At 52.7% G+C, this 19,369-nt stretch carries 15 protein-coding genes and 4 pseudogenes; 1 reads left to right on the top strand and 18 read right to left on the bottom strand.

All coding sequences use genetic code 11. The features are described 5' to 3' along the window. Positions 1-28 precede the first annotated feature (28 nt). The 14 genes and pseudogenes from ACM6I5_RS05845 to ACM6I5_RS05780 all read right to left on the bottom strand — a co-directional run bounded on the left by ACM6I5_RS05845 (position 29) and on the right by ACM6I5_RS05780 (position 16,389). The gene (locus tag ACM6I5_RS05845; protein ID WP_414883387.1) at positions 29-1,168 is read right to left on the bottom strand and encodes a glycosyltransferase family 4 protein; all 1,140 of its coding nucleotides are present in this window, start codon (positions 1,166-1,168) and stop codon (positions 29-31) included. Continuing rightward, the gene (locus ACM6I5_RS05840) at positions 1,168-2,310 is read right to left on the bottom strand and encodes a glycosyltransferase family 4 protein (RefSeq protein ID WP_414883386.1); all 1,143 of its coding nucleotides are present in this window, start codon (positions 2,308-2,310) and stop codon (positions 1,168-1,170) included. Before ACM6I5_RS05840 ends, ACM6I5_RS05845 begins: the two co-directional genes overlap by 1 nt. Further along, on the bottom strand, positions 2,311-3,207 hold the full coding sequence (locus tag ACM6I5_RS05835) for a GDP-mannose 4,6-dehydratase (protein WP_414883385.1): 897 nt from the start codon (positions 3,205-3,207) through the stop codon (positions 2,311-2,313). After that, entirely contained in the window at positions 3,207-4,238 is a 1,032-nt protein-coding gene (gene gmd / locus ACM6I5_RS05830; RefSeq protein WP_414883384.1) for a GDP-mannose 4,6-dehydratase, read from the bottom strand. Before gmd ends, ACM6I5_RS05835 begins: the two co-directional genes overlap by 1 nt. A gap of 237 nt (positions 4,239-4,475) precedes the next feature. After that, positions 4,476-7,469: a glycosyltransferase gene (locus ACM6I5_RS05825; protein ID WP_414883383.1), complete on the bottom strand. Its 2,994-nt coding sequence runs from the start codon at positions 7,467-7,469 to the stop codon at positions 4,476-4,478. Then, entirely contained in the window at positions 7,466-8,623 is a 1,158-nt protein-coding gene (locus tag ACM6I5_RS05820) for an FkbM family methyltransferase (protein ID WP_414883381.1), read from the bottom strand. Before ACM6I5_RS05820 ends, ACM6I5_RS05825 begins: the two co-directional genes overlap by 4 nt. Continuing rightward, positions 8,623-9,555, bottom strand: coding sequence for a class I SAM-dependent methyltransferase (locus ACM6I5_RS05815; RefSeq protein WP_414883380.1), 933 nt, complete (start codon positions 9,553-9,555; stop codon positions 8,623-8,625). Before ACM6I5_RS05815 ends, ACM6I5_RS05820 begins: the two co-directional genes overlap by 1 nt. Further along, complete coding sequence (locus tag ACM6I5_RS05810) at positions 9,552-10,784, bottom strand: ABC transporter ATP-binding protein (protein ID WP_414883379.1); 1,233 nt, start codon at positions 10,782-10,784, stop codon at positions 9,552-9,554. Before ACM6I5_RS05810 ends, ACM6I5_RS05815 begins: the two co-directional genes overlap by 4 nt. Then, positions 10,784-11,581: an ABC transporter permease gene (locus ACM6I5_RS05805; RefSeq protein WP_414883378.1), complete on the bottom strand. Its 798-nt coding sequence runs from the start codon at positions 11,579-11,581 to the stop codon at positions 10,784-10,786. Before ACM6I5_RS05805 ends, ACM6I5_RS05810 begins: the two co-directional genes overlap by 1 nt. After that, entirely contained in the window at positions 11,578-12,945 is a 1,368-nt protein-coding gene (locus tag ACM6I5_RS05800) for a phosphomannomutase (RefSeq protein WP_414883377.1), read from the bottom strand. Before ACM6I5_RS05800 ends, ACM6I5_RS05805 begins: the two co-directional genes overlap by 4 nt. 125 nt (positions 12,946-13,070) lie before the next feature. Beyond that, a complete protein-coding gene (locus ACM6I5_RS05795) occupies positions 13,071-14,513 on the bottom strand; it encodes a mannose-1-phosphate guanylyltransferase/mannose-6-phosphate isomerase (RefSeq protein WP_414883376.1) in 1,443 nt (480 codons plus the stop codon). 514 nt (positions 14,514-15,027) lie between these two features. Next, a pseudogene (locus ACM6I5_RS05790) lies at positions 15,028-15,194 on the bottom strand (glucose-1-phosphate thymidylyltransferase); the annotation flags it as partial. 9 nt (positions 15,195-15,203) lie between these two features. Beyond that, a pseudogene (locus ACM6I5_RS05785) lies at positions 15,204-16,101 on the bottom strand (IS3 family transposase); the annotation flags it as partial. Next, entirely contained in the window at positions 16,102-16,389 is a 288-nt protein-coding gene (locus ACM6I5_RS05780; protein ID WP_414883375.1) for a hypothetical protein, read from the bottom strand. It abuts the pseudogene before it with no gap. A gap of 135 nt (positions 16,390-16,524) precedes the next feature. Here ACM6I5_RS05780 and ACM6I5_RS05775 point away from each other — a divergent pair. Then, positions 16,525-16,689: pseudogene (locus ACM6I5_RS05775) on the top strand (IS110 family transposase); the annotation flags it as partial. Between the two features lie 267 nt (positions 16,690-16,956). Here the strand turns inward: ACM6I5_RS05775 and rfbB are convergent. The 4 genes and pseudogenes from rfbB to ACM6I5_RS05755 form a co-directional block, all read right to left on the bottom strand. Continuing rightward, positions 16,957-17,984 (bottom strand): annotated as a pseudogene (gene rfbB, locus ACM6I5_RS05770) (dTDP-glucose 4,6-dehydratase). A gap of 209 nt (positions 17,985-18,193) precedes the next feature. Continuing rightward, complete coding sequence (locus ACM6I5_RS05765; protein WP_414883374.1) at positions 18,194-18,433, bottom strand: LapA family protein; 240 nt, start codon at positions 18,431-18,433, stop codon at positions 18,194-18,196. Between the two features lie 27 nt (positions 18,434-18,460). Beyond that, positions 18,461-18,757 carry an integration host factor subunit beta gene (ihfB, locus tag ACM6I5_RS05760; RefSeq protein WP_033055808.1) on the bottom strand — a complete coding sequence of 99 codons (297 nt, stop codon included), beginning with the start codon at positions 18,755-18,757 and terminating at the stop codon, positions 18,461-18,463. A gap of 149 nt (positions 18,758-18,906) precedes the next feature. Further along, entirely contained in the window at positions 18,907-19,185 is a 279-nt protein-coding gene (locus ACM6I5_RS05755) for a hypothetical protein (protein ID WP_407010774.1), read from the bottom strand. Between the last annotated feature and the right edge of the window lie 184 nt (positions 19,186-19,369).

Raw genomic sequence — 19,369 nt, 5'->3', positions numbered from 1 at the left:
ATGGCGGGGCGTACCACGGTACAGCTGTTTAACGAACCTTACGTTGCGTTGTCGCTGGCTGGAGCAACTCGCGATAGATGTCAGCGTAGGCAGAAGCCATTGAGTCAGACCTGAACACTTGCTCATATCGCCCTGCCGCACGCCTGCCCATAGAGGCAGCCTGCTCTGGTTGCTCCCACAACGCAGTCATTGCGCCTGCCAGCGCCGTCGGGTCTGCCGGGGGCACGACCAGTCCTGTTTCATCGGCAATGTTGATGTACGTGGTACCAGAGCCAATCTCACACGAAATCATCGGTTTCCCATACATCGCCCCTTCCAGCAAGGAAATCCCAAACGATTCCGAGCGTAAATGAGAAGGAAATACCAGCGCATAGCAAAGCGTCAGCAAGGCTGCCTTGTCTATATCCGGTAACTTACCAACGAAATGCACGTTATCGAGCCCTGACGATTGGGCCTTTGCTTTCAGCTCATCTTCAAGCATTCCCCCCCCAACGATTACAACTGGAAGCCCGGTCTTCTCTGCTGCCTCAAGCAGAAAATGGATTCCCTTGTAGTATCGCAGCGCACCTACGAACAGGAAGAACTTCTCGCCAACGCGCCGTTTCCACTCTTCAAGCTTTTCAGCTGAAGGTACGGGGTAGGTCTCTCGGTCCAGACCATAGGGAACGATGCTGACCTTATCCTTGAAGTCGGTCAGCACCGTACTGCTCTGTGCATAGTTCGGCGAAGACGCGACGATACAATCGACACTGGAGAGGAAGCGGTACATCAATGGCTTGTAAAGCTTAAGCAGGGTTTTCTGCTTGACGATATCCGAGTGATAACTTACTACCGTAGGCTTGCGCAGGCGCGTAGCAAAATGAACCAAGTCCATATACGGCCAAGGGAAGTGGAAATGGATAATGTCCGCCTCTTTGGCCAGTTCCACGAAGTCCTTTATCACCGAGAGTGAGAACCCGGTAGAAGCCAACTGCAAGTCCAACTTCGAGCGATGACTGACATGGTGTCCTACCGTTTCATTTCGAGCAGACCCACGAGGGCTCAGGGACAGTACCTCAGCATGAATACCATGCTTCGCCGAACCTTCGGCCAACTGGAAGATTACCTGCTCGATACCACCCATTGTTTCCGGGTAATAGGTCTTGAAAAAATGCAGAACCTTGATCATCAGCTTTCCATAACCTTTTGGTAAACCTGCAGTGTTTCATCGGCACAGCGTTGCCAGGAAAACGCCGAGCAGTGCACTAGGCCCTCGGCGATCGCCTTTAGGCGCCATGCCTCGTCCTCAAGCCCCTGCTGCAGCAGCTCAGTCAGTTTCACTACATCCATTGCTTCACACATCAAAGCAGCGTTGCCAGCGACCTCGGGCAATGACGAACTGTTGGAGCACACCACAGGCACACCGGAGCTCATGGCTTCCAATACAGGCAAGCCAAAGCCCTCATACAGCGAAGGAAACGCGAACAAGCGAGCTCCGGAGAACAACAATGGCAGGTCTTCACTGGGCACGAAACCCAAATAGCGCGCCCAGCCCTCCCGTCGCGCAGTCTCCAGGCGCTGATGAATTTCATCGTTTCGCCAACCGTAGTAGCCCGTCAGGATCAACGGCCAACGGGTTCTCAATGTGAGAGGAAGCCGGGAATAGGCATCAAGCAAGGTTTCGATGTTTTTACGAGGTTCGATCGTACCGACAAAGAGACTGTACTCCCCGGGCACAAGACCATGCTTGGCCAAAGGCTCTTTGAGTGTCTCGTAATCGCGCGGATAAAACTCTTCGGAGCTGGCCAGTGGCACCGTGTGGATGCGCTCTATCGGCCATGAAAAGTATTCGGCTAATTCCTGACGGGTGTATTCAGAGTCGGTGATCAATGCATCCGCACGATCAAGCGTCTTCCTCAACTCTTTCTGCAGGTAGCGAACCAACTGCGGGGCGTGACAATGCGCCCAGGTAAAGGGTGAGAGATCATGAAACGTAGCAACACTCTTTCCAGCGAAGGGAGGAAGATAATAGTTGGGGCTGTGGTAAAGAAAATCCGAGTGATTTTTCAACGCCCTCGCTCGGAGAATCGGCATCAGCAACCGATACGCTTCAACCGCCAAGAAGTTCTTTTGAACGGCGCGCTTCAGCCCATATCCGCTGCCTGAAGCATCGGATGCGGTAGGTAGATTTGGTAAAAAGCGCCGACCCGCAAAAAACTGGAGATCAGTAATCTCTTGGCTTTTCTGCAGCCTCAAGGCTAATTCATAGGTATAACGACCTATGCCGGTCAGTGGAAAACGGACCGGCTCTACGGATAACACTAGCTTCATTTATTCGGCCGCCAGCATCCAGCTTAGAGTTTCTTCAAGTGGAGGCGTTTGCCACCCTGCGACCAACGACTTAAGACGGCTATTGTCGCCGCACAGCGTCTTGACCTCATTTGCCCGCACAAACGCGGGATTGACCTCGACTTCGATTTTATGCTGCGTCAACGCCTCACACATGGCGATTACCTCGCGCAACGAATGGGCCTTTCCGGAGCTTACATTGACAGTCTGGCCAACGGGCCTGGCTTCCAGCAATCCTCGATATGCCTTGACCAGTGCGCGGACGTCACTGAAGTCTCTCCACACATCAAGGTTACCCAGCTCGATTTTCTCGGCTTTGCGGCGAAAGTGAGAAACGATCTTGGGTAGAAGGAAATTGTCTGCCTGTCCAACACCGGTGTAATTGAAGGGGCGAGCAATCACCAAAGGTAAACGCTCGCGCCACAGGTTGGCCATGAACTCCATGGCCAACTTGCTGACTGCATAATCATTGGCCGGTGCTGGGGCAGTGGACTCGTCCAGTAATCCGGACGAGGTGTTGCCATACACATTTGCGCTACTGGCGAGCAGTACGCAGCTCGGTGTCTTGCCGCAATTGGCGATAGCTTCGAGCAGGTTGCGGGAACCTATCAGGTTAACCTGATAAAACGCCTCCGGAGCACCATGTCCGACAAACGCCAATGCAGCGAGATGCACCACGAAATCCGGCTGAAGGTTTGCCAGCAAAGCGTGCAGACCCGGCCCATCGGCCAGATCGATCTGGTGGTAGCCAGGCTCTTCGGACGGCTGACTTCCCAATCCGATGACCTCGTAACCGTGGGCTTCGAGCTCAGCGGCCATGTAGCGACCAGTAAACCCATGAATACCTGTTATCAGCGCACGTTTGCCAGCAATGCTCATCAGAACGAAAATCCTTTTTCATTACGACGAAGATCTGCTTCGACCATCATGCGGCACAACTCTTCCAGATTGGTCTTTGGCTCCCAACCCAGTACTTCCTTGGCTTTAGCCGGATTACCGATCAGCAATTCGACTTCAGTCGGACGGTAGAACTTAGGATTGATGGTCACCAGTACTTTACCGGTTTCGACATCAGTACCCTGCTCTGCTTCCGCTTCACCACTCCATTTGATGGTGATACCGACCGCCTTGAACGCCATCGACACGAAATCACGAACTGTTTCAGTACGGTTGGTAGCCAGAACGAAGGTGTCTGGTTCTTCGGCTTGCAGCATGCGCCACATACCTTCAACGTACTCTTTGGCAAAACCCCAGTCGCGCTTGGCGTCCATATTGCCCAATTCCATCTTGTCCAGCAGGCCCAGTTTGATCTTGGCTACGGAGTCGGTGATCTTGCGCGTCACGAACTCACGACCGCGCAGTGGCGATTCGTGGTTGAACAGAATACCACTGGTCGCAAAAATACCGTAAGACTCGCGGTAGTTGATGGTCATCCAGTGGGCGTACAGCTTGGCGACACCATAAGGGCTGCGCGGGTAGAAAGGCGTACTTTCAATCTGTGGAATCGCTTGAACCTTACCGAACATTTCGGAGGTCGACGCCTGATAGAAGCGGACCTTCGGGTTAACGATACGAATGGCTTCCAGCAGGTTGACTGCGCCCAAACCGGTAATTTCTGCTGTGGTCAACGGCTGTTCAAAGGAGACACCGACGAAGCTCTGCGCCGCGAGGTTGTAGACCTCGGTGGCTTCTGTGTTTTGAAGCAGGCGAATACTGGCAGACAGGTCAGTCAGGTCGTACTCAACCAAATGGAGATTAGGATGCTGGTGGATACCCAGTTCCTCAATACGCCAGAAATTGACAGAGCTGGTACGGCGATAGGTGCCATACACGGTGTAGCCTTTTTCGAGCAACAGCTCTGCCAGGTAGGCGCCGTCCTGACCAGTAATGCCGGTAACGATAGCTTTCATTCGAATCCTTTGAACCCCATACAAATGTTTTCAAAAACGAGGAACTCATACCTGAGCCCCAAATGCATGCCGAAGCATTAAGCGTAGTGAAGATCATACAGATTGCTGTCGTTGATGACGACAACATAGAGTCGAGCCAACTTGCTATTGCCCTTTCTCAATGCCATCCAGCAGCCTTTCAAATCTCCAAAATTCGCCGACACCATCCTTTCGGCATAGCTCGGCAAACCCTTAGAACTAATTTAAAGCTGCCTCTTCAAGCAAATCGACAATAATCCGATCCAGACCGGTATCAACCTCCATACCGTTCACGGATAGAGGTTTGACGCCTTGGCGAATCAATGCCTCCAAGCCTTCCTGCATTGACGCACAATGTGCCGATCCTTCTTCCAGCATGACAAGCCGATCCCCCATTCGGTAGGTGATCCTCTCATCCTGGAGTGCATGAGCCGGACACCCAAGAACCGACAAGGTGAACTCACGGGCGTAGCAGTACACCTGATCTTGGCGATTTGCGTAGATCGGCTCGAACCGTATGCCTGCCGGCGTCCGCGCCAGACAGGAGGCTATTAACGACTTCGCACCGTCGCGAGCCATCTGACCATCGATGAAAGGCGTGATATCGAGTAACAATTGCGGTCGCTCAAATGGCGCCGGCAGCGAGCGATCGATCGCTTCGGCGACAGCCATTAAATCTTCGTCTGTCACGGGAGCCCCAGAGGTCGCTTCAAGTAAAGCGATAGATCGAATCAACTCAGCAACACCGGCTTCGCTACTAGCGTGGAAATACTCGATCGCGGCTTTATATTGAGCAGCGCAAGGCGCAGGGGCGTGGTCTGAGTGAACGATACTCCGAGCTCGTGCACCTAACGCCTGACGCCATTGAACATCAGTCCAAAGCTTGCTTAAAGCTGCGATAAGTTCGCTATCGGAAAACTCATCAGGCAGTTTGACGACGCCGTCATCTTCCAGGTCCGCCATGCTTCCGTTGGCATTGACGATTGTTGCCAGACCGTAGTTCATGCAATCGAGAACGGCTGCGGAGGTTTCCCCCCTGGAATGTGCCCGCAACTGTACGCCGACATCCGCAACGCCAAGATAATCCCGAAATGTCTCGGATGAAGCCCAGCCAGTAATAAAGATTCGCGAGGCTGCGCCTGCCTGGTCTATACGCAGTTGAAGCTCATCGCCATAAGTACCTGAATCGTTTTGCCCGACAAAAACCAGAACGGCGGCGGCATCATTAGCCATAGGCGACCTTAACCACGCGTCCAAAAGCCTATGATTCAACTTGCTGGGACCCAGCAAGCCGAAACTGCACACCACAAAGTCATCGGCCCCGAGCCCCAACCTATTGCGAATCTCTCCATGTGCATCAATGGTGGGTCCTGCGGCTACTCTTAGGAGAGGAATATTGACCCACTCGCTCCCTGCTCCAGGACCATACCAATGCTGTGCGATTTTACGTGAGTTTTCCGAGTGGATAATCACGCCCTGTGCGGACTTCAGGACAGGCAGGTTAGCTGGATATTTCCATATCGCATCCACCAACTCCTTCGAGTGGAAACGATCGATCACGGCAGCGTAACCGTGACTCTCATACAGTGCATCGGTCCAGATCCCTCGCGCACTGGTATTTAATTCCATGTGCGCGAGAATGCCGGAAAGGAAAAAGTCGTGCAGCACCACAACACCGGGAATTGACCCAACCAACTCAAACATGTGTTCGTGGAAAGTCGAATTGCCGAAATGGTAGAGCACATGATCATAAGAGGCAGCGTTTTCTACGAACCACTCCACCGTTCGAATCGGGCACTTTTCCTTTATCCAGGCGGGTTCGACATCACTTTGCGTCACGACCACATCGATTTCGAAATGCTTCAACAACTCAGGCAACAGCTCGGCGCTGTAATCGCTGATCCCGCTCCGTTCAGGCGGCAATGGTGAAACATAGGCTAAACGTGGCAGTCCCTTTCGAGACTTCTCCACTGATGCTTCGTTCAAACGTCGCTCGTGGAAAGTTTCCAGCGCTGCTATCGCTCGCTGCGCGGTTTTATCCCAAGAGAACTGTTTAGCCTGTTGCAGCCCGTGCTGCTCCAACTGAACCCGAAACGAATCATCCATCAGGACTTCACGCAGCTTTTCGGTAATCGATGCGTCATCCCGCGGATCAAACATCGCCTGAGCGTTATTGACCACTTCAGGCAAGCTCGACGTATTTGCTGCCACCACCGCGCGACCACAGGACATCGCTTCTAATGCGGGAAGCCCGAAGCCCTCGTGCCAGGAAGGGAAAATAAATGCCTGGCACAGGTTGTACAGGGCCACGAGGTCGTCTTCCGAAACAAACCCGGTCATAACGAATTGGTCACGGTTAAGGCCATGCTCTCTGGCCAGCGCTTCCAAACGCGCACGATCTTCAGGCCTTACCGAACAGACGACTGCCAGTTGATGCTGCCCCAGCGTACTGGCTGGCAATTGTGCATAGGAACGAATCAGTCCTTCGATGTTTTTCCGATGGTCAATACCGCCGGTGTACATGACAAAGGCGCGATTCAGCCCGAACCGGGCAAGCACGTCAGCCTTTTGCACGTCACTGTAGGATCTGACCTTGAAGTGCGCGTCTGCTGCCGTCGAGATATTGACTGCATTGCGAGCATCTACATTCAGGTATTGGATAGCTTCCTGACGGGAAGACTCAGAAATCGACAGCAGAAGATCCGCCGAACGGAGATAACTTACTTTATTGTCGTACCACTTCTCGATCAGCGGGTTCTTGAGGTAGGTGTCGCGATTGATATAGGGAATCAGGTCATACAACACGACGGCCGTTGGAAGCTTACTGGCAAAGCAGCCCACGCTGGTAACCGAGTTGTCTTCAAAGCCCTCGAAAAGACTACTGACCAAAATGACATCCGGGCTCAAGGATGCAAGAAAAGACTCGCGAACCCGTTCTGCCGCGTGACGGCGCCAGGCATTCCCCGCATTGATATGGCTCACCGCTTCAGGTGTATGCCAGACGACGATATTTTCCTGAGGGATGAGATCCTGAAAAACCTCTCGAATACTGTCTACAGCCTCAGGAAAAGCACCACTCAAGGCCAGCACGACTTCATGTTCACCACGATTACGCGCGATGCCCTCAGCCAACGACAACGCATATCGACCGATGCCACGATTGCGTGAGCCCGTCGATTGAGCACCTTGAAGATCGATAACAATACGCATCATTGCCCCTCACTGCGTTGCCCGGCCGACTTCTTCAGCAGGCGATACAAGTCCCGCCCACGGCCGGTGAGGTGCTGTTCACTGAGTGGTGCTTTAGCTCGTTTGGCAATCGCACTTTTGGAAATATAATTGAAAGCCTTTCGTGCGCTCTCATAGACACCGATGGCTTTAAGAAGCCCCACGCACTTTGAACGCAAAACCGGCCGTGCCGAAAGAAACAGGGAAACCTTGAGGAATGAAACAGCCAGTACTTTTTTCACGGCGGTTTTCAAACGAGTCTTGACACCGAGCTGCCGCGCTAGTCGAATTTGAAACATCAGCCAACGCAGCGGCTGTGTCAGACGCCAAGAGGTGCTCGCATATACCGAGGCGAGTTCAGCCTCTACTGACTTGCGCATTGCCTCCTCAGAAGCCCGCAATGTTTCAGCCTGAATAACCCGACTTTGAACAAGCTGATAAAACGAATGCGAAGCCTTGCCTCCTAAAACGAATCCGTCAAATACGTTGGGCGGGCGATTGAACGCCTTGAGCAACTCCCCATGAGCTTCATGAACATAGAATCGGTTCAGGCCGTCAAAGTAAGCAAAGCGATACCCTTTCGCCAGAATCAAGCTCTCCCAGTCATCGTGACTTTGCTCCTGGCTGAGCGGCAAAGTACTTTCGATAACCAGAATCCAAGGACGGATCGGTGACTCGACCCAACTCTCTATTACATTCTTCTCAAGTCCTTCAACATCAATTTTCATCCAATTGACGGCGTGGTCGCGATACTTCTCCAACAAAGTATCCAGCGACATTACCGGCACGACCCGCCGTATGGCCTGATAGCCGGAATCGAGGTGCAATTTGGCAATGGCGTCATCAGAGGTCGAAAGACCCGTGTCTGAAAACTCATAAAACTCGAGCGATTCCGCGCCCGCCCCGATAGCGACTTGCTCAATCACTTCATCGGGGCGGGCCAGTCTCAGCTTTGAGGAGTACTGTTCGGTTGGCTCGATATGCACACCACGCCATTGATGCTCATAGAATGCGAGACTGACAGAGTCGTGCACCGGGTCCTGCGCGCCGATATCAATGTAGAAGCCTCTGGAGACGTGACTCAGCGCCCTCCAGAGCATTACATCTTCGAAATTCTGTGCGTACGATACAAAAGTCATCAGTGCTTTACCGAGTATATATAATTAATAAATTCGCCTTCTTCCGTATAGGAATCAATTAGCAAACCGGCCTTCTCAGCTAACACTTGACGGGAACGTCCGAGATAGAAAAACAAATGAAACCGGGTAAATTCGTACAAATATTCAAAGCAGGGAGTGGTGTGCGACATCTTGCCTCCCGGCTTGAGGAGTCGAGACATTGAACGCATTTCGTCCAATGGGTGCCGAAAATGCTCTAATACGTTATTGGAAAAAATGCCGTCGAACTTAATAGCGTTCAGGTCACCTTCGCTGGAAATAACATAAGTCTCATGCGCCGCGGCCCCGGAATGATGGGGTTCATACGCCAAGACATTCCAGCCTTGCTCACGCAAAATCTGTACAGACTTCGACCATCCACCCGCACCAAAATTGAGGTAAATCCCTTCTCTCGTAGGATTGAGTGCATGGAAAGTGCGAATTTCGAGCTCAGTTGAGTCACCTTCCTGATAAACACTGTAATGAACTGCGTAATCCTGCGAGAGTTCTGCGATGCTGAGCCCTAACATCTTTGACGGGCCAAAAACAGCATCACAGTCAGGGCATTGATGGCGAATCAATCTCCCCCCTCCAAACATGCAGTGCGACTCCATTACCTTGTACGCCGAAGCCGGATGAGAAACGCCACACAGTTCGCATGTTACAGACGAAGGTGACGGCAGCAAGCTTTCAACATGATCAATTACCCGCCATTGGCTAGCGATTCGGCCTCGTACAGCTTCTTGCTGAAGCATGGAAACTCGATCAGCGATGGCGTTTTGAATACTTGTACTCGGTACGGCTTCCGGCGACGGGCGACTAGCCTCATTCGTCAATCGAAAAAGACTTGACCGGCGCGTAACAGCTATATCAAAAGGCGAGAGCAGTTTGTTGATTATTTTGATAACTATCATTCAGCCAGTTCTTTTTCAATGGTGACGACTGGGTTCAACCACATACTGCCAGTGAACACATCATGATTAACGTTCAACATCTCGAACACCAACGCAAGATCACGCCACTCGTAATTTTCAGATAGATGATTCTCAGACCCCGTCAATGCGACTGCGACCGAGTAGCTACCCGGTCCTAAATTCGCCCTAAAGGCAAATTTAAAATCAACGCAATCCCCCCCGCGCAAATCACTTAAGGTCTGTCGCATATGGTGTGTATTGGTTCCGAAAACCGGCTGCCCCAAATGATCTTTGATCATAAAACCAAGGACCAGCTTATCAATAGCCTTGTTTATTTTTGCTCGGACACGTAGCGTAACCGACGCTCCCACCTCTACGACTTTCAAGGACTCGCCCAGATCGTTGAGTACACTGACATCCACTATGGAAGCTTCGCCGGAACCTGAGACCGTTTGAACTCGACCTTCTTCAGCAATCGACTGACGTATCGTTTGATTTTCCCGCTCGGCCAAGACTGCATTATAGTAATCCATCACCTCCTCGGGTTTGCCTTCCATCGCCAGCCTGCCGCTCTTGAGCAGAATAGCGCGATCACAAATCGACTGTATCGCAGCCTTATCATGAGAAACGATAAGCAACGTCGTCCCGCCCTTACGGAACTCACGAATCCTTTCAAAACTCTTGTGCTGGAAATAGGCATCGCCCACCGACAATGCCTCGTCTACGATTAAGACATCTGGCCGCCGGGCCGTCGCGACACTAAACGCCAGTCGCATCTGCATACCGCTGGAATAGAGTCGGACTGGTTGATCGATATAGTCGCCAATCTCGGCAAACGTCTCGATCTCCGGCATCAACTCGGTGACCTCACTCACGCTCAAGCCCAGCAACTGTCCAGCCATGATGGCATTCTGGCGACCGGTGAAGTCGGGATGAAATCCCATTCCCAATTCCAGCAGTGCGGCTACCCGGCCACTTATTTCTACACTGCCAACGGTGGGCTGAGTGGTACCGGTGATCATCTTCAGCAGGGTACTTTTGCCCGCACCGTTGACGCCAATAATCCCGACCGCTTCGCCTGGCCGCACCTGGAAGTTCAGGTCTTCGAGGACCCACTTCAACTTATGGCGTGGTTTGCTCCACGGAATCACCCACTCGGCCAACCGGGAGGCACGACTTGGATACTGTTTATAAGCCTTGCCCAGGCCCGTTACGTTAATGGTCCCCATCAGAGTTCATCCACCAATTCGCCCGAATGCTTTTTAAATAAACGAAGACCCAGGAAACATATGAACAGGCTGAGCAACGCAATAGGAAGGAGTGCAATCCAATCAGGCATTAGCCCGTGCACCATGACGCCCTGATAGGAGCCAATCAATGTTGCCATCGGATTGAGCTTCATCAGCGACTGTAACCAGGCTGGCAAAATATTGAGTGGATACACGATTGGCGTAAACCAGAACCAGAACTGCAGCACAACGCCAACGAGCTGGCCGACATCCCGAAAAAAAACGTTCAACACACCGAGCGTAACCCCCAACCCAATGGCAAATAACACCTGAATCAGCAGAACAGGAATGATCGCAAAGAAAATCCAACCCGGAAAATTTCCGGTGACCAACAAAAAGGTGATGAACAACGAGAAAATTATTCCGAAATTGACTGAAGCATTCAGCACCAGCGTTACCGGTAGACACAGACGCGGAAAGCTTAACTTCTTAATCAGGTTAGCATTATCAATAAAAATGCTTTGGGCTCTACCGACGATCTCGGCAAAGTACCCCCAGGCAATGACACCTACACACAAATAGATGCTGTAGCCAAAGGTACCTTCCACCCCAGGTAGTTTTGCACGCATGAGCTGAGAAAAAATCACCGTATACACAAAGATCATTGTCAACGGTTGAATGACCGTCCAGCCAACCCCCAACATCGAGTTGGTGTATTTAGATTGAAACTCTCGCTTCACACTACCCAGGATAAAGCCTCGATAGTTCCACAGGGCCTTCAATGCCGGACTGATCATTGAACAGCACCTATCAGCGTTTCAATTTCCTTCAGATGCGCCCACATCAATTCGCTATCACCCTTAGTTTCCACGTTCAGTCGCAACAAAGGTTCGGTGTTGGAACCGCGCAAGTTGAATCGCCACTCATCAAAAGCAACGCTAATACCGTCGGTCATATCCAGAGCGGGTGACTGAGAACGATAATGAGCCAAGACATGCTCAATCGTTTTGGCGACATCGGCCACTTTGTAGTTGATTTCACCAGTGCAGGGGAACGCTGCAATACGCTCATCGACTTGCTCGGACAGCGGTTTTCCAGTGCTCGAAACCAATGCAGCCACCAACAACCACGGAATCATCCCGCTGTCGCAATACGCAAAATCGCGGAAGTAGTGGTGAGCGCTCATCTCCCCGCCATACACCGCATCTTCCTCGCGCATGCGTTCCTTGATGAACGCATGTCCGGTTTTGCTCTGAACGGCGATACCACCCGCCTGCTCCACCTGCTCGATAGTGTTCCAAGTCAACCGCGGGTCGTGGATGATCTTGCTGCCAGGGTGTTGTTTCAGCAGCATCTCGGCCAACAGACCGACGAGGTAATAGCCTTCGATGAACCGACCATCGGCGTCGAAGAAGAAGCATCGATCGAAGTCACCGTCCCAGGCCAGGCCCATGTCGCACTGATTGGCCAGCAGCGCCTGACGAGTCAGTTCGCGGTTCTCGGGCAGCAGCGGATTGGGCACGCCATTGGGAAAGTGGCCATCGGGCTCTTCGTTGATGAATACCCACTGCAGCGGCAGCCGCGCCGCCAGTGCTTGAAGCACGGGGCCGGCAGCGCCGTTGCCCGGATCAGCGAGGATCTTGAGGGGTTTCAAGGCGCTCACGTCGACGTAAGTGAGCAAATGGTCGATGTAGGGAGTCTTGTCGAACGCTTGACGAACCTTTCCTTGTTCTGCGGCGACGGTACCTAGGTCACCATGATCGACACGCTGGCGGATTGCGTCGAGGCCCGTGTCACCGCTGATAGGGCGAGACTCGGCCTTGACGAGTTTCATGCCGTTGTAACCCTTGGGATTGTGGCTGGCGGTGATCATCACACCGCCATCGACCTTGTAGTGACTGGTCGCGAAGTAGACTTCCTCGGTGCCACACAGCCCGATATCGATGACATCGGCTCCTGCCTCAGTAATGCCACGTATCAGCGCTGCCGCTAGAGGCGGGCTTTCGAGCCTCATGTCCTGGCCGACTACGAAGGTATTTCCCTGCAATTCGACCACGAGCGAGCGACCTATGCGGTAGGCGATATCTTCATTGAGTTGAGCGGGGACCTGACCACGAATGTCATATGCTTTGAAGCATTGCGTCACGATAGGAGGATACATTCTACTCACTAGCTGAAATGTCCAATGCCGCCCTTAGGCGGCAACGGTAAGAATGGACCGCCAGAGCCTGATGCCACTGGCGCGCTGCCACCGCAAGACGCGGGGCTCGCATTGGGTTGACTGTCTTACTTGTCGACGCGACCGTAGTTGTCTTCAAAACGCACGATGTCGTCTTCGCCCAGATAGTCACCGCTCTGTACTTCGATCAGCACCAGGTCGATAACACCCGGGTTCATCAAACGGTGCTGATGGCCGGCGCGAATAAAGGTGGACTCGTTGGTATTCAACATCAATTCTTGCTGATCGTTGACGACCACAGCCATACCGCTAACGACGATCCAGTGCTCGCTTCGATGGTGATGCATCTGCAGCGAAAGAGATGCCTTTGGCTTCACTACAATGCGCTTGATCTTGAAGCGCTCACCATTTTCCAGCGTTGTGTAGGTACCCCAAGGGCGATGTACCGTGCGATGGAGCAAATGAACGGTGTGGCTGCTGGCCTTGAGCTGATTGACGATATGTTTGACATCTTGGGCATGGTCTTTGTGGGCAATCATCACCGCGTCCGGGGTGTCGATCACAAGCAAGTCCTCAACACCTACCAGAGCGGTGAGTCGACCTTCGCTGTTTACGTAGTTGTTGCGAGAGGCATGGGACAGCACCTCGCCTTCGAAGCGGTTACCGTTCTCGTCAGGCTCGGTCAGCTCACTGACGGCGTTCCAGGAACCGATGTCACTCCAGCCGATATCACAGGGAACGGTTGCGACTTTGGAAGAACGCTCCATCAACGCATAGTCGATAGAAATGTCCGGGACTTCGGCGAATGCATCAGAGTCTAGCGCCAGGCAGCGATACTTGGCGGAAGTGGAAAGACGGGAGGTTTCAATCGTCTTGCTGACCGCTGCCACAACGTCCGGCGCATGCTGACGAAGCTCTTCGAGAACCGTACCCACCCGAAAGCAGAACATACCGGAGTTCCAGTAATAGTTGCCTGCACTGACGTAATCCTGAGCAGTCTCAAGATTAGGCTTCTCGACGAAGCGCGCTACTTTCAACCCCCCCTTCAAAGGAGCGTCTTTTTGCGCTTCGATGTAACCAAAGCCGGTTTCAGGGTACGTCGGCTGGATACCGAAGGTGACCAACCAGCCTTCGGCAGCAAGGGCCATGGCTTTGGCGACGGCAGTGGAAAATGCTTGTTCGTCTTGAATCAGATGGTCTGCAGCCAACACCAGCATCTGGGCGTCTGAGCCATGAGTGGCCTCCAACTGAAGTGCAGCCGCAGCCACCGCAGCAGCCGTATTACGACCGAATGGTTCGAGGATAAAACCTTGAGCATGTTTCGCTGTATTGACTGCGCCGTACTCGTCTTCAGTCTTGAACAGGAGTTCACGGTTAGTCACCGTAAGAATTTCCACAACGCCTTCCAGGCGCGCAGCACGCAGAAAGGTTTTCTGGATTAGATTCTGCCCATCTGGCAGCTCCATGAACGGCTTTGGATGGGCCTCTCGAGAAACGGGCCACAACCGGCTACCCACTCCGCCAGACAAAATTACGGGAATCAGTTCCATGCTCTAAATCCTTAATCCCCTTTCTGGTAAATGCCTCCAGAAAGTGGGCTCAGTTATATTTCCGGTTGTTCATGCATCGTCATCGATGCAAATTTTTTGCTCACGCAACAGCCCAAGCGGAGCTCGGCCTTGATCCAACCCCATTAATTTCGAGCCAGACAGCTCGGTGACTGACCTGCCACCGACTCGAATATTACAGCGCCCCCCCCATTTTCGGAGGTGATATCGACATACGGATGCCTACCAGAAAAGGTAATGAAAATCACAGGATCAGGGCATTCAATGCTGAGCTGAATCAGAAATTTCTGCAGGCCATTCTACAGCTAGCGCCGGGAATTAATAACTCATGCGGAAGACCGTAGACAAAAAATCGCTTGAAACCAAAATAGTGGTTCAGTCAGAGGCTATCAAAATAACATCAAACAATAATATCGATCAAATATCAGCGACCGGACACATCCCCAAGCTTCTTCGGGTACTGGCCATAGCCTGTCTTACCGAGCCGTGCAGCTTAAGCCGACAACTCCGCTGCCGATATCCATCCGCTGTTCAAGCCACCTTCAGACCTTGGCGCTTCTCAATGGTATGCACGAAATGACTGGCCTCAAGAAGAGAGTCATGAGTGCCGGTGTCCAGCCAGGCAAAACCGCGCCCAAGAATTTCAGCATTCAGGGCATTTTGTAGTGGCCAACTAATCCCGGACACGACGCTCAGTTTTTCGTCGGCTCGTGCTGGCGCAAACCCATCGTCGAATTGATGAGGCCGAATCCAGTTGTAGCGATGCATCAAAAAATGACTGGTATCGCGCTGTGCTTCCTGCGCATTTCGATAGCCACGGTCGGTATCCATTCTGTTTTCAAGCTGCGGAATACGCGCTCCATCGGTGCGAATCCCAGCAGTTTCCTCGACGGCTCATGCTCTGGCGCATGCGGTATCGCCACAACCGCTGGAGAAAGAGTCGGCTTGCATATTGCGATCTTTGGCCCGAGTGGAATAGCAGACCCGAAGGCCTGCCACGCTGTTCGTAGGCCATATCCAGCGCCTTTATCACCAGTTCAGCGCCTGGCTTTTCCGACAGCGCCCAACCCACGATTCGACGCGCACATAGATCCAGAACGACAGCTAGGTAATGCCATTTCCCTTGAGCCCAAATGTAGGTAATGTCGCCACACCAGACTTGATTCGGCGCCGGCACATCAAACTCTCGATTCAAGATGTTCGGAATGTCAGGCCGCTCAACCGTCGCTTGTTTGTAGGCATGTGATCCAGGTTGTTTGCTAACCAACTCCAGTTCCCGCATCAGGCCACGCACCTTGAAACGCCAGATTTGCTCACCGTCTTCCTGCATCATCGACACGATGCTGCAGTTGCCGGCGGCGCTTCGACTTTGCGTAAACAGTTCGTTGACCCGACTGCGCAACCGAAGCCGCTCAACGTCCGGAGTTAGGCGCCTGAGGCGGTTGGAGTAGTAACACGAGCGAGTAATGTCAAAGACTGTGCAAAGCCAATCGACCGGCTCTTGGGCGCTCAGTTGATCAATCAGCGCGTGCGCTCGTGCTCTTCCGACATCAAGAGCGCGGTAGCCTTCCTAAGAAACACTCTCCACGGGTTGCAGCGTAAAACCAAACTCAGCTGCGCGTCGGTGTAGGCCCTTGACGACTCGCTCGCGATATTTTTGCTCGTAGTGATCAGCTCCCGGGGCTTGATAATTCATGCCGAAACGCATGGCGTTGTAGAACAGGATCGCGATCTTTCGCGCGGTAGCTGTGACGGCCTTGGCTTTGCCGATTCGAGCCACAAGACGCCGATAAAACGCACCCAATGCCGTGTTCGTTCTGCCGACGGTCACAGCGGCTAAGCGCAGATGGGCGGTCACTCGTTTTTTGGTCTTGCGGGTATGGGCCGAAAGTACCTTGCCGCCACTGATGCGACAGCCGGGCGCAAGGGTGAGCCAGGAAGGGTGGCAAGTCCGCCATCGACTCAGATCCGTGCCGCACTCGGCGACTAGCCGAAGAACCAGGTAGGGGCACTGGCTGATTGGGTGCGCTCATTGCTTCAGCGACGACACTCCAATGTCATGGCGTGCGCTCTAGCCAATAAACCGGCGCGAATTGCCTGGGCAATATCTGCTCACCATACAATGTTTGAAGCAGGGTCAGACGCCACGGCAGCCTGACCCTGCTGTTGTTGCAGTACCACGAGGCACCCTCAGGTTTGCGATAGCTGAAAAATGGATGACGTGAACGGCACACCGGCCTGGCGAAGAACCTGACTTATGAACGGCTTTAAAAAGCCACTCCGGTTTTCAGGATTGCCAGGCGCGACTCTCATCATGGCGCGGGGCATGCCTCATACAGACGCCGGATAGATTTAAGCAAGCCAACCACTTCACCCGTTAATCAACATTGCAAAAATGGGGGTGACCATAGATTTCATTAGACCACTACAGGTCGATCCACTGCTGGTAGCTGCCGCTCTTCACATGTGCCACCCATTCAGCGTTATTAAGGTACCACTCAACTATCTTACGAATGCCGGACTCAAAGGTCTCTTCCGGCGCCCAACCTAGCTCAAGCTGGATTTTGCTTGCATCGATCGCATAGCGAAGATCATGACCTGGTCGATCCTGAACATAGGTAATCCGGCTGGCATGCGGGCGATAAACCGAGTCTGGGCGCAGCTCATCTAGCAACGCGCATAGCGTTTGCACCACCTCAATGTTCTGCTTTTCGTTATAGCCGCCGATATTGTATGTATGTCTCACCAACAACGCCTTCGGTTACGACTTTGTACAGTGCACGAGCGTGATCTCCGACATAGAGCCAATCGGGAACCTGATTACCTTTGCCATAGACCGGCAACGGCTTGCCTTCCAATGCATTGAGAATGATCAACGGGATCAGCCTCTCAGGGAAATGGCATGGGCCGTAGTTGTTAGAGCGGTTGGTAACCAGCGTTGGCAGACCGTAAGTACGAGCCCATGCTCGAACAAGATGATCGGAACTGGCTTTCCTTAAGGCGTTGTTTCGGTAAATAAATCTTCCGGACCATCAAGATCGCCATACACCTCATCGGTCGAAATATGGTGAAAACGGAATCTGGCCTTACGCGCATCATCCAGTGCCACCCAGTAGCGGCGCGCAGCCTCCAACAAGGTATAGGTGCCAACGATGTTGGTCTGGATGAACCCAGAGGGGCCGTAGCTCGAGCGATCTACGTGGGACTCTGCTGCCTGGTGCATGATGGCATCAGGTTGATGCTCATGCAGGATGCGGTCGATATGACCGCGATGGCATATATCGAAATGTTCGAAAACATAGCGCGGGTTTTGGCTAACCTCGGCCAATTATTCAAGGTCACCGGCATAAGTAGCTTATCGACATTAACAACAGAGTCAGCAGTGCGGGAGATGATATGACGAATAACTGCCGAACCAATAAACCCTGCACCACCGGTAATTAGAATTTTCACTCGATATCACACCCTTGAGCTGCTGACAGGGCTGGGAATCGAGCACTGTCTAATCCATGAATGCAAAAATCTGTCAGACCCAATCCGATTTCGATATGTGAACGCGCCGCAATCGAATAACGGCCGCATTTTACAGCTTAATGAATGTTTTACTAATGGATATAGACATCCGTGGCGCTAATTCAGCGACCGTCACGCACCCACTATATTCAGACAAGCCGCTTGCGCGAAGCTCCGAACGTTCGCGCCACAAACCAGCTTAGCAGCGGCCCGATCACCATACCGATCAGCAATGTGATGACCATCACGAGAGCGACTGGCATTTGCGGCCCGGCCCAGCCGAGAAACAACAGGGAAACTGACTGCTGGTTTTCGAGCACGAAGGCCAGGATCGCCAGTACCAGCAACAGTATGAAGATACCAAGAAGCACTCGTTTTAAATTACGCATGAGCGACTCCTTGAGGAGCGACGACAGTCAAAGGACCTCCTCTTCATCCTCATTCACCCGATCCCGCAACTCTTTCCCCGGCTTGAAATGGGGAACGAATTTGCCGTCAAGGCTGACGGACTGACCGGTTTTCGGATTGCGGCCTACGCGCGGTGCGCGGTAATGCAGGGAGAAGCTGCCAAAACCCCTGATCTCGATGCGATCGCCGGTGGCCAGGCATTGGGACATTTGTTCAAGCATAGTCTTGATGGCCAGCTCCACATCCTTTGATGAGAGCAGCCCTTGATGGGTGACAATTCGTTCGATCAACTCCGACTTCGTCATATTTTTCCCTTCTTTTTCAAGCAGCTAGGAAAATCGCTTCAAAGGTTTTAGCATGCCCGAAGGAATTTGAACAGCCCGAGTTTTGACATATCTTCACTGTCAAGGGGATGACCTATTTCAGCACAGAAGGCCGATCAAGCCCGACCTGCTCATCTGCAGATAACCAGCATGGTGCGCGTCAGATAACCTGCAGGATTGAAACCAAAGGGAAACTCATCTTCGTCTTTGGCGTCATCGGATCGAGTGACCACCTTGTAACCAGCGCCCTTGCACTCCTTGGCAGCGCGTTTGTGACACTTCTCCCACCCCGACCCTAGCCCCGAACAATCGACCTCGATACCACTGACCCCGCGTGCGGCGTGGGTCTTGGCATTAGTGGTGCACCCCGCCAATGTCAGTACGGCTAGTGCGACAATGAGCTTGTTCATTCACTTCCTTATGCCGGGCATCCCCGACTGTCGTTCGCATCTAGCTAAAGACTAGCTGCAAATAAGCGATTGATCCGATTAAAGAAAGAGACAGCTTCGCGGGACTGTTGGTTTCATGGGCGAACACTCTGTACCGGACGATCCCTGGCAGCATCAAATCCCAGGCATCGGCATAGGGGACGGC

The sequence above is a fragment of the Pseudomonas sp. IT-P171 genome (assembly GCF_949767765.1).
GTDB lineage: Bacteria > Pseudomonadota > Gammaproteobacteria > Pseudomonadales > Pseudomonadaceae > Aquipseudomonas > Aquipseudomonas fluorescens_B.
Note: the sequence above shows the minus strand (reverse complement) of the source record. Positions and strands in the feature narration are given on the sequence as shown.

What these genes read in the sequence shown, in the direction of transcription:
- ACM6I5_RS05755 (WP_407010774.1), bottom strand. Translation starts at nt 19,185, where the DNA reads ATGAACAAGCTCATTGTCGCACTAGCCGTACTGACATTGGCGGGGTGC.
- ACM6I5_RS05835 (WP_414883385.1), bottom strand. Translation starts at nt 3,207, where the DNA reads ATGAGCATTGCTGGCAAACGTGCGCTGATAACAGGTATTCATGGGTTT.
- ACM6I5_RS05805 (WP_414883378.1), bottom strand. Translation starts at nt 11,581, where the DNA reads ATGATCAGTCCGGCATTGAAGGCCCTGTGGAACTATCGAGGCTTTATC.
- ihfB (WP_033055808.1), bottom strand. Translation starts at nt 18,757, where the DNA reads ATGACGAAGTCGGAGTTGATCGAACGAATTGTCACCCATCAAGGGCTG.
- ACM6I5_RS05800 (WP_414883377.1), bottom strand. Translation starts at nt 12,945, where the DNA reads ATGTATCCTCCTATCGTGACGCAATGCTTCAAAGCATATGACATTCGT.
- ACM6I5_RS05815 (WP_414883380.1), bottom strand. Translation starts at nt 9,555, where the DNA reads ATGATAGTTATCAAAATAATCAACAAACTGCTCTCGCCTTTTGATATA.
- ACM6I5_RS05845 (WP_414883387.1), bottom strand. Translation starts at nt 1,168, where the DNA reads ATGATCAAGGTTCTGCATTTTTTCAAGACCTATTACCCGGAAACAATG.
- ACM6I5_RS05825 (WP_414883383.1), bottom strand. Translation starts at nt 7,469, where the DNA reads ATGATGCGTATTGTTATCGATCTTCAAGGTGCTCAATCGACGGGCTCA.
- ACM6I5_RS05810 (WP_414883379.1), bottom strand. Translation starts at nt 10,784, where the DNA reads ATGGGGACCATTAACGTAACGGGCCTGGGCAAGGCTTATAAACAGTAT.
- gmd (WP_414883384.1), bottom strand. Translation starts at nt 4,238, where the DNA reads ATGAAAGCTATCGTTACCGGCATTACTGGTCAGGACGGCGCCTACCTG.
- ACM6I5_RS05820 (WP_414883381.1), bottom strand. Translation starts at nt 8,623, where the DNA reads ATGACTTTTGTATCGTACGCACAGAATTTCGAAGATGTAATGCTCTGG.
- ACM6I5_RS05765 (WP_414883374.1), bottom strand. Translation starts at nt 18,433, where the DNA reads ATGCGTAATTTAAAACGAGTGCTTCTTGGTATCTTCATACTGTTGCTG.
- ACM6I5_RS05840 (WP_414883386.1), bottom strand. Translation starts at nt 2,310, where the DNA reads ATGAAGCTAGTGTTATCCGTAGAGCCGGTCCGTTTTCCACTGACCGGC.
- ACM6I5_RS05795 (WP_414883376.1), bottom strand. Translation starts at nt 14,513, where the DNA reads ATGGAACTGATTCCCGTAATTTTGTCTGGCGGAGTGGGTAGCCGGTTG.